Here is an 8563-nt window from a genome sequence, read left to right as displayed (position 1 = left end):
CCCTTCCTTCTTCCTTCTTCCTTCTTCCTGACATCCGTTACATCCGTGGAGCGAATCCGTTGCCGAACTTCCTTCTTCCCCTTCTACCCCAACAAACAAGCTGCGGGAAAAATCAGATATTCTAAGAAAAACAACTTCCAGATAAACTGATAAAATGCAGCAATTTCTATTTTATCGTCCAAATCCACTTTCGCGCTCCAAAACCACATCAAACCCAAAGCCGCCAAATGAGAAACTGCCAGAAACACTAAATTAACATTAGACAATACGATCGCTCCCGCCAAAGTCGCGCCCAAATAACAAACCGTCAACACCCAGCGAGATAAATTAAAGACGGCCGGCTTGCCCAGCTCAATCGTAAACGTAGTAATATTATATTGCTTGTCCCCTTCCATGTCGGGGATATCTTTAAAAATGGCGATCGCAAACGTAAACACCACAACAAAAACCGTCAGCACCCAAACTTCCGCAGGAATCTCAAAAGACACACTCTCCAAACTCCAGCCAGAAAAAGCGCTTTTCGCCCTTCCCGAACCTAACACCCAATTAAAGTGCAAAAATAACCCTAAATTTACGATCGCGCCCCGCACCGTAAAAATGCACAGCGCCGCCCAAAAAGGAAACCGCTTCAGCCGAATTGGCGGCAGAGAATAAGCAGTCCCGATCGCCAAACTAACGCCAACGGTAGCCAGCAAAAACGGGCCTTGTAAAACAGCAGTCAAAATTGCTATAATTCCCGTTGCAATTACAATTAATTCGCCGGTTTTCCGAGAAAACACTCCCGATGCGATCGGCAAATACGGCTTATTTATTTGATCAATTTCAACATCTTCTAACTGGTTCAATCCCACAATATAAATATTGCCGCAAATGCAAGCCCACCACGCAAAAGCTAGGGGCAAAAATACAGGATTCACAAACAGTCGCGCGCTTTGGGCGATCGCGTACAAAGCCAATACACTCAAGCTAGTACCCACAATTGTGTGCGGCCGAGAAAACTCCCAAAATGCCCTCACCCAGCTTTGCGGAGCCGAACCATTTTTATCAATCCAAGACTTGCCAATCGAATCATTGCCCATAAATCTCACACCCGCACCACACAAATAATATTCTGTAGGTGCGTAATACGCACCTTACTCATCAACTCAAGACTCAAAACTTCTCTGATCTATCCCTGTTATTTTACAGCACAAATCATCCCAAAACGAATCAACCCGCTCTGATATCCACGGCTCATCAATCCAAGAGCAAGTGCTGCTTGAATAGTCGTCCAACCGCTCGTTAGCAAACCCCAAATCGCGCTCGGAGTCAAAGCAGAATCGATCACCACATCCCAAAAAGGAGCAACAGCTTTTGACCAATCAGCGGTGCGAATACTTGTCAAAGGCAAACTGCGGACAATTTCCTCGTATTCCGGCAAAGAAATCACATAAGGCAAAGCATAAACCCGGTAAATTTCTGCCAATTGCTTTCTCTCTTCATCAGTTAATTCACCCGCCGTTTCTCCCAGCGGGCGGTGACACCAAGTTGCCAAAATCAAAGTTCCTCCCGGCTTGAGCACGCGGCAGCATTCCTGCAAAAACTTAATTTTGTCGGGCATATGTTCGCCACTCTCGAGCGACCAAACCAAGTCGAAAGACTCGTCAGGAAAAGGCATATTCAAAGCATCGGCCACCAAAAAGTTCACATTGCTTTGAGCATCGGCAATTTTAGCGCGTTCGGTCGCTCTGTTGGCCTGTACCGGACTCAGAGTAATCCCGGTCGCTGTAACGCTAGCGCCCGTTTTATTTTGTTCGGACGATCGGCTATAATCTTGATCCGCCCCGCCATCGAACTTTAAATTATTTTGAGCGATCGAACTAAACTTTTGAGTTAAATACAGCGTGCTGCCGCCGATCCCACAACCGACATCGAGAATGCGGTAAGGTTCACAGAGTGCCTTCTCTGACGGCACTCCAGCCCAGCCCAGCAGTTCTTCTACCAAATCTATCTGAGCCTGTCGGCGCTCTTTTTTCAAATTGCCATCCGGGCCGTAGTAACCGTGGTGCATATGTTCGCCCCACACCTGCTCCCACAAACCGCTAGAAGCGTCGTAAAGTTGCTGAATTTGCTGGTAAAGTGTTGATGTCATCGCCGGATCGCAAGTTATTAAAGGAATTCTACCGTTATTTTCCCGCTGTTGTCATCGAATTTGGTGATTGAGTTTGATCGGTCTCCGGCATTGGCCAGATAGAGATGTCCTGATTTCAAGCCCGAGGATCGATTTGTGGCTTCCCTCTCAAACCTCAAATCTAAAATCCATTTGTGGTTCCCTCTCAAATCTAAAATCTAAAATCTAAAATCTAAAATCGAATGACTGTCTCGCGAACCATTGCTTTGGGCTTTCTCGCTGTCATCCTCGCAGGTGCTCTATTACTTATGATGCCCTTTTCCACAATTGATGGAACTTGGAGCGATCCAATAACAGCACTGTTTACCTCTACTTCCGCTGTCTGCGTCACGGGCTTGTCGGTTGTGGATGTCGGAAAATATTACTCTTTTTGGGGGCAACTGTGCCTAGTTTTACTCGTGCAAATAGGAGGCTTGGGCTACATGACAGCCACGACTTTCTTGCTGCTGTTATTGGGCCGCCGCTTTGGTTTGAAAGACAAAATTGCCCTGCAACAATCTCTCGACAAATCCGGGCTAGCCGGCGTAGTACAACTCGTGCAGTCAATTCTAGCAACAACGCTTTTGTTTGAATTAACAGGAGTGTTTTTGCTTATGACGGTTTTCGTCCCCCAATACGGATTTAAAGAGGGTGTGTGGTCTGCTATATTTCACAGCGTTAATTCCTTTAACAACGCGGGTTTTAGCATCTATTCAGATAATTTGATCGGCTACATCAGTTCGCCTATGGTTAACTTCACCGTCAGCGGTTTAATCATATTTGGGGGAATCGGCTATCAAGTAATTATGGAAATGTACCTGTGGCTGCGTGATCGCTTCAACAAAAGCCCTATCTGCACAGTTTTTTCCCTGAACTTCAAAGTTGTTACCACTACAACCGCTGTCCTTTTAATTTTAGGAACGCTAGCCTTTTTGGTGCTGGAATACGACAACCCAAACACTTTCGGTGCTCTAAATTTTCCTCAAAAGGTGATGGCAGCTTGGTTTCAATCTGTTACCCCCCGCACGGCGGGGTTCAATACCATTAGCATTGGCCAAATGACCGAATCCTCGCTATTTCTGACTATCGCGCTGATGTTTATCGGCGCCAGTCCTGGCAGCACCGGTGGCGGAATCAAAACCACAACTTTTAGGATATTGTTTTGCTGTACCACAGCAGTTATCGAAGGCCAGGAAGATGTGGAATGCTATCAGCGTCAAATCCCGCCAGCAATGATTCTGAAAACCATTAGCGTAGTCTTCGGTTCCCTGTTGGTCGCGTTCACATCTGCAATTTTAATCGAGCTAACCAATCCCCAAGTAGAATTTATCGCAGCGCTGTATGAAGCAGTTTCAGCTTTTGCCACGGTCGGTCTTTCCACTGGGATTACACCCACGCTTTCAGCGATCGGTAAGCTGGTTTTGATTGCTACAATGTACATAGGTCGTGTTGGCGTGCTGCTGCTGATGAGTGCTGCATTCGGCGACCCAAAACCCAGGTCTTTTAAGTATGCTGAGGAAAGTTTGTTAGTGGGATAAAAAAATCTTGCCTCGTTGCTGATAATCTAAACAATGGGTGACAACCCAAATCAACTTTTACTACTTACCCAAAAACCAAAAGGAGGCGGCGCTGTCTCTGCTAAAATTTAAACAGCAAGACGCTTAGCGCTGGATATTCAGTGAACCTGTCATCTTTAAATTTTTTTCGGACTTTGCGCGCCGAAAACAAGCAGTTTGCAGTTATTGGTTTGGGACGCTTCGGCAAAGCTGTGTGTTCTACTCTGCACGGTTTGGGTTACGAAGTCCTGGGAATTGACACCGATGAAAAAAAAGTGACTCAAGCTTTGAACGATCGCATTGCTGCTCACGTTGTGCAGTTAGATTCTACTGAGCCTAGCGCTCTTGCGGAAGCCGGTATATTTGAATTTGAAACAGTGATTGTTGCGATCGGCAATTACCTAGGAGAAAGCATTACCACCGCCCTAAATCTTAAGGAAGGCGGGGTAAGTAACGTAATCGCCAAAGCTTCTTCGGAAACTCACTTAAAACTGTTGAAAAAAGTCGGCGCAGATCATGTAGTTTTTCCCGAACGAGAAATGGGCTGCTCTTTAGCCCGCCTTCTTACAAAACCCAGCATTTTAGAACGCTTTGACCTCGACCCAGATCACAGCATTGTTGAGTTGCTCGTTCCTGAAAAGTTTGATGGCAAAACCATCTCCGAATTGGAACTCCGGCGCAGGTATGGTTTGAACTTGCTAGCAGTCGGTCGTGCCCACAAGTTCGAGATCAATCCGCAGCCCAGCGAACGCTTGAGCAAAGGCGAGGTGATGGTAGTAATTGGTTCTAATAAAGATATCAATCGCTTGCCAATTTAACAGCTCGCCATTTTATGCACATACAGCAACACTTCTGGACTCAGAAACCCGGTTTCTTGGGTTCCCAGTGTCGAAGCCCTCAGCAAGTGGTGCGGGATGTGTCAAAATTTCAGGTCCTCACAAACCCGGTTGATCTTAGTCAACCGGGTTTCTCTGTCGATCTTTATGTTCTAATTTTTAACCTAAATATCTAAATTGAATTTCACTAATTCTAGGGTTGGTTCCGCCTTTGGGACCCCATCTGACAAATTAGCCAGACAAATCGCGAAGAATTTCAACAAAGTAGCAGCACTCGATCATCGCGCTCCCGCAAACTATAGGAGCGCTCGCCCTGAAAATTCAGCCGACTTTCAAGATTTTTTGCAGGTAAGCTTTGCCCAAAACCACGACTGCCAAGACTAGAGCGAGTTCAACAGGCCAAGGACACACTGCGACCAACCAAATTAACGAACACATTCCAATAATTGCAGCTATGGGAGCCGGAATTCCGTCTAGCGTTCTGTTGTCAGTCCCGGCAGTCACCCACCAAGCAATCAAGCATACCGTCAACGGAATCAAGCAACTTCTGATCATGATTTTTACCCCATCAATTTTTTTACATATGGCATCTGAGCATATTGTAACCATACATCAAAGGTTCGGAAATGCACCATTAATTGCGATAAAATTTAAGGTTAGGTAATTCATACTCTGGGGTGATATATTTTGTAATTTTTAGCTTGGCCTCTCTCAGAAGGCATAAGTAGGTTGGCATCAGGCAGGATTGTGGGATTTTTATTTCGGCAGAAGTGATGAAAGCTTTCTACCTTGAGATGAATTGCGATGCGCTCATCTCTGCAAGTTATACTCAGGATTGCAGTCGGTTACTGTAGAGCGTGAATCAATGCTGGGCAAATTTTTTCGCAAGCCAGAATCAGAAAACAGCGATCGCGTCCCCCCAGGTCAATACCTCGCCAACGGCTTTCCCGTGTTGACCTACGGGGATACCCCCTCCGTTAGCATTGAGAGTTGGGAATTTAAAGTCTGGGGATTGGCACAACCAAAAACCTTCACTTGGTCGGACTTCCAGGCCATGCCCCAAAGTAACTTTACTGCGGATTTTCACTGCGTCACTCGGTGGTCAAAACTCGACGTGCAGTGGACGGGAGTCAAAGTCACAGATTTTATGAAGTATGTAGAAGTCGATCCAAAAGCTCTGCACGTCCTGGAACACTGCTATGGCGGCTACACTACCAACATTGCGATCGCCGACTTCCTCCGAGAAGAAAACTTTTTCGCCCACACCGTCTTCGGCGAACCTCTATCCGCAGACCACGGTGGCCCAATGCGGCTCGTAGTTCCCCACTTGTACGCTTGGAAAAGCGCTAAATGGATTAACGGCCTGGAATTTACAGAAACCGAAGAACTCGGTTTTTGGGAACGCAACGGCTACCACCCGCGGGGCGAACCTTGGGCCGAGGAACGCTACAGCGGTCTGTTTTGATGCGGGCGATCGGGAGCAAGGACGGGGCCAGAGCTTCTCTATACAATCTTTGTGGAGGCGCAATCCGCTCTTTTACCGCTTCAATCTGCAGAAATCGCATCTCGTCGATCGCATCTTTGGGATATCTCACGCCACCGTATCTACTTAATTTAACCAAAATACGTAAACCCAAAGATCGCATTTTGTACGTAATTTACCCGATAGATAAACTACTTTAACTCCCCTACAAAAGTCCCAAAAAACAAATATTCCCAGTTTCTGGTTAATATAAAACTACTCTAACTGTCAGTACACACAAATATTACCGTATTTATACTTAAGTGTTTGGTATTGAGGATTTAGACTTGAAAATCAAATAAAAAATTAGCATAAGCCAGATCCAAATCAGTTTGGCTGATCCGCGCTCCCATGCCCGCTACTGCAAGGTTTCAATCCACAGTTTTTATAATTATTTAGGAGGTATTTTTAGGGAGTGATCGCCCGCGAGCCGAGGCGATAGACAGCATTTGTGAAGGTTATGTAAAGGCTTGATAAAGAATATGTCAAACTTTACCTAAAGTGAACCAAATACAAAAAAGTATCGCATAATGAAATTATTAAGACCCTCGCACAAAAGGAACAGGTTATGAATACCAAACTATTATCCGCCCTCACAGCTACCGCAGCCGCCACAGCTCTGTTTGGCGCCGGAGCTCCAGCTCAAGCCTTCTCCTTTGGTACCAACGGCATCACATTCAGCCAAGATACCAGTGTCAAGTTTAACTTCAAACAATCTCACGGTATGTACCAATCCTCTGTGGGAATCTACAGTGTGAAGGACTCGGCGGTCTCTCTAGTTAGCACCCTGTTTTCGGAAACTAAATCCTCAGACAACGAGTGGGAAAACGAATGGAAAGGAACTCTGGGCAATACAGTCGTGGGCTCTGGCTCGGCAGTATTCACATTCCTGGCAAATCAAATTTACACTTTGGGGCTCGACAGTGGCTGGGGTGGCAGTGTCTACTCGACCTCAAGCTTGAACAGCGGCAGCCAGCAAGCGGTGTTTGGCGGGCAATCGCAACTGTGGAACGCGCTCGACAAAGAAACAACTGCCACATTCCAAGCAGCCGGACAATTCACAAACGGATTGGATTCTCTGTTTAACGGAGGCACGCTAATTGGCTTCGACGATCGCGGTAACAGCAACGACTCAGACTTCCAAGACTTCACAGTGAGCGCAGAAGCAGTTCCCGAACCGATGACAATGACTGGTTTGGCTCTCGGTTTAGGTGGCTTGGTTGCAGCCCGTCGCCGCCGTGCTAGCAAGACGACTTCATGATTTGTTTCAACCGGAACCCTCTCTTCAATTACGTTTGACAACAAAATAAAATTCAATTAGGAGGCGCGCTAATGAGAAAGAGGCTCGCCTTTTGCTTGATTTGAAAAGTCAGAAGGGAGAAGTCATATCAACTCTGGTTACACTCCTCCGGAATTGTTGACTGCTGACTGTTGACTCCGGGTCGCCAAACTGAATAATGGTTGAGTGTTGGATATTGACTCGATTTTACGCCCGACGATGAAGCGCGGATTTGATATCAGGGTGAAGTTCGGGAACGCGCAGTGTACGGGATTTAACGGATGGGTGTTGAGGGAAGAACTCAAGGGTGAAGAAGTCAAGCCTGAAGCAAGAGGATTTTTCCCACTCTCGCCCTCTCCCACTCTCTCCCTCTCCCAACTCAAAATTCAAAACTCACGGTAAATTGTTCGATCGTACAAAGTCACCGCTACCGGTTGAAAAATTTTAATGTCCGCCCAGACGCACACTACTTTAATCGCCACCATAACCAGGGTTTTTGTCCATCGCACCGGTGCTTGTTCCAGCAGCTTCCAATAGGGGACAATAAGATGCAAAGAATCTTGGTTAATGGATGAAGTATCAGCTTCTGGAGTTGTTTGGGACAAAACGCCTTCGACTTCGGAAATAGCTTTAACCAAGGTTTCAATTGCTCAGGAAAGCCGGTATCGTAGGCTTAAATTAAACGCAGGTTGGTTGGCCTGTGTGGAATGGTTGTTAGTACCCGCATTGAATTGGTAAATACGATCGCCTTCGGCACGATAACTCGCTCTCCCCGATCACTAATAATTTGAGTTGAACGCAGCAAAATCTTTTCAACAGTACCTTCAAAGCCTTCTACAATTATCCGCTCGCCCAATAGAAACGGTTCGTGCAACAGCAACAATATTTCCGCTAAAAAGTATTTGAAGATGTCTTGGAACGCGAAACTAATCCCTGCTGAACCAAGTCCTAACCAACTGATGATATCTGCAGGCCGCCAAGCCGGGAACGCAATCACGAAGGCGCTCAAACTGCCAGCAGCCCAAGTGAGAGTGTCAAATAATTCCAGAACGCCACGCTAACACAAAAGATTGAGCTCCATCGGCCGACAGAAATGTTTGACTCTCGCTGTGCGGGTAACTCCATTGACTCGCTCGCTAATCGTTAAAATACAATCAAAATTTAAGATTAGCACCGCCGACGCCGATCGAGTAAAATCACAGCACTTGCCCGTCGATGACT

Annotated in this window: 10 protein-coding genes; 5 read left to right on the top strand and 5 right to left on the bottom strand. The window is 46.4% G+C overall.

The genetic code is table 11. The features are described from left to right. Positions 1-83 precede the first annotated feature (83 nt). On the bottom strand, positions 84-1079 hold the full coding sequence (locus QUA70_RS09535) for a homogentisate phytyltransferase (protein ID WP_333324236.1): 996 nt from the start codon (positions 1077-1079) through the stop codon (positions 84-86). 98 nt (positions 1080-1177) lie between these two features. Next, positions 1178-2131: a methyltransferase domain-containing protein gene (locus QUA70_RS09530; protein ID WP_333324238.1), complete on the bottom strand. Its 954-nt coding sequence runs from the start codon at positions 2129-2131 to the stop codon at positions 1178-1180. 221 nt (positions 2132-2352) lie between these two features. On the opposite strand from QUA70_RS09530, the gene QUA70_RS09525 reads away from it, so the two are divergent. Continuing rightward, the gene (locus QUA70_RS09525) at positions 2353-3687 is read left to right on the top strand and encodes a TrkH family potassium uptake protein (RefSeq protein ID WP_333324240.1); all 1335 of its coding nucleotides are present in this window, start codon (positions 2353-2355) and stop codon (positions 3685-3687) included. 140 nt (positions 3688-3827) lie between these two features. Further along, a complete protein-coding gene (locus tag QUA70_RS09520) occupies positions 3828-4523 on the top strand; it encodes a TrkA family potassium uptake protein (RefSeq protein ID WP_333324242.1) in 696 nt (231 codons plus the stop codon). A gap of 339 nt (positions 4524-4862) precedes the next feature. Here QUA70_RS09520 and QUA70_RS09515 read toward each other — a convergent pair whose 3' ends face one another. Beyond that, complete coding sequence (locus QUA70_RS09515; protein ID WP_333324244.1) at positions 4863-5096, bottom strand: hypothetical protein; 234 nt, start codon at positions 5094-5096, stop codon at positions 4863-4865. Between the two features lie 310 nt (positions 5097-5406). Here QUA70_RS09515 and QUA70_RS09510 point away from each other — a divergent pair, with 310 nt between their 5' ends. From QUA70_RS09510 to QUA70_RS09500, 3 genes are all read left to right on the top strand, one after another. After that, positions 5407-6006: a sulfite oxidase-like oxidoreductase gene (locus QUA70_RS09510; RefSeq protein ID WP_333324245.1), complete on the top strand. Its 600-nt coding sequence runs from the start codon at positions 5407-5409 to the stop codon at positions 6004-6006. 625 nt (positions 6007-6631) lie between these two features. Further along, a complete protein-coding gene (locus tag QUA70_RS09505; protein WP_333324247.1) occupies positions 6632-7324 on the top strand; it encodes a PEP-CTERM sorting domain-containing protein in 693 nt (230 codons plus the stop codon). Positions 7325-7528: 204 nt separating this feature from the next. Beyond that, positions 7529-7744 carry a hypothetical protein gene (locus QUA70_RS09500; protein WP_333324249.1) on the top strand — a complete coding sequence of 72 codons (216 nt, stop codon included), beginning with the start codon at positions 7529-7531 and terminating at the stop codon, positions 7742-7744. Here QUA70_RS09500 and QUA70_RS09495 read toward each other — a convergent pair. Next, complete coding sequence (locus tag QUA70_RS09495) at positions 7729-7980, bottom strand: hypothetical protein (RefSeq protein WP_333324251.1); 252 nt, start codon at positions 7978-7980, stop codon at positions 7729-7731. The genes QUA70_RS09500 and QUA70_RS09495 overlap by 16 nt on opposite strands. A 35-nt stretch (positions 7981-8015) precedes the next feature. Next, the gene (locus tag QUA70_RS09490) at positions 8016-8339 is read right to left on the bottom strand and encodes a mechanosensitive ion channel domain-containing protein (RefSeq protein ID WP_333324252.1); all 324 of its coding nucleotides are present in this window, start codon (positions 8337-8339) and stop codon (positions 8016-8018) included. Positions 8340-8563: the final 224 nt, after the last annotated feature.

The sequence above is a fragment of the Microcoleus sp. LAD1_D5 genome, assembly GCF_036702115.1.
GTDB lineage: Bacteria > Cyanobacteriota > Cyanobacteriia > Cyanobacteriales > Microcoleaceae > Microcoleus.
This window is presented reverse-complemented; position numbering and strand designations above follow the sequence as displayed.

What these genes read in the sequence shown, in the direction of transcription:
- QUA70_RS09535 (WP_333324236.1), bottom strand. Translation starts at nt 1,079, where the DNA reads ATGGGCAATGATTCGATTGGCAAGTCTTGGATTGATAAAAATGGTTCG.
- QUA70_RS09525 (WP_333324240.1), top strand. Translation starts at nt 2,353, where the DNA reads ATGACTGTCTCGCGAACCATTGCTTTGGGCTTTCTCGCTGTCATCCTC.
- QUA70_RS09505 (WP_333324247.1), top strand. Translation starts at nt 6,632, where the DNA reads ATGAATACCAAACTATTATCCGCCCTCACAGCTACCGCAGCCGCCACA.
- QUA70_RS09515 (WP_333324244.1), bottom strand. Translation starts at nt 5,096, where the DNA reads ATGATCAGAAGTTGCTTGATTCCGTTGACGGTATGCTTGATTGCTTGG.
- QUA70_RS09510 (WP_333324245.1), top strand. Translation starts at nt 5,407, where the DNA reads ATGCTGGGCAAATTTTTTCGCAAGCCAGAATCAGAAAACAGCGATCGC.
- QUA70_RS09530 (WP_333324238.1), bottom strand. Translation starts at nt 2,131, where the DNA reads ATGACATCAACACTTTACCAGCAAATTCAGCAACTTTACGACGCTTCT.